General features: G+C 68.4%; 1 protein-coding gene. It reads left to right on the top strand.

The window, feature by feature from the left end; translation table 11 throughout:
* Window positions 1-903 (top strand): S-(hydroxymethyl)glutathione dehydrogenase/class III alcohol dehydrogenase (locus tag MKP05_RS21180; protein WP_240570125.1); only part of this gene is annotated, 903 nt, incomplete at both ends.

Here is a 903-nt window from a genome sequence, read left to right on the forward strand (position 1 = left end):
GCCTTCACCCTCTCCGGGGCCGACCCGGAGGGCAACTTCCCGGCGGTGCTGGGCCACGAGGGCGCCGGCATCGTCGAGGAGGTGGGCGAGGGCGTCACCAGCGTGCGCCCCGGCGACCACGTCATCCCGCTCTATACCGCCGAGTGCGGCCAGTGCAAGTTCTGCCTCTCGGGCAAGACCAACCTGTGCGGCGCGGTGCGCGCCACCCAGGGCAAGGGGGTGATGCCCGACGGCACCTCGCGCTTCTCGCTCAATGGCCAGCAACTGCACCACTACATGGGCTGCTCCACCTTCAGCGAGTACACCGTGCTGCCCGAGGTGTCGCTGGCGGTGGTCTCGAAGGAGGCGCCGCTGGACAAGATCTGCCTGCTCGGCTGCGGGGTGACCACCGGCATCGGCGCGGTGCTCAACACCGCCAAGGTCGAGCCGGGCTCGACCGTCGCCGTGTTCGGCCTGGGCGCCATCGGCCTGGCGGTGATCCAGGGCGCGGTGATGGCCAAGGCGTCGCGGATCATCGCCATCGACGTCAACCCGGACAAGTTCGCCCTGGCCAAGCAGTTCGGCGCCACCGAGTTCGTCAACCCCAAGGATTACAGCGACCCGGTCCAGCAGGTGATCGTCGACCTGACCGACGGCGGCGTCGACTACTCCTTCGAGTGCATCGGCAACGTCAACGTCATGCGCTCGGCGCTGGAGTGCTGCCACAAGGGCTGGGGCGAGTCGGTGATCATCGGCGTGGCCGGGGCCGGCGAGGAGATCTCGACGCGGCCGTTCCAGCTGGTCACCGGGCGGGTCTGGAAGGGCTCGGCCTTCGGGGGCGTCAAGGGCCGCACCGAGCTGCCGGGCTATGTGAAGCGCTACATGGACGGCGAGATCAACATCGACGACTTCATTACCCATGAC

The organism is Halomonas flagellata (genome assembly GCF_022487945.1).
GTDB classification, from domain to species: domain Bacteria; phylum Pseudomonadota; class Gammaproteobacteria; order Pseudomonadales; family Halomonadaceae; genus Halomonas; species Halomonas flagellata.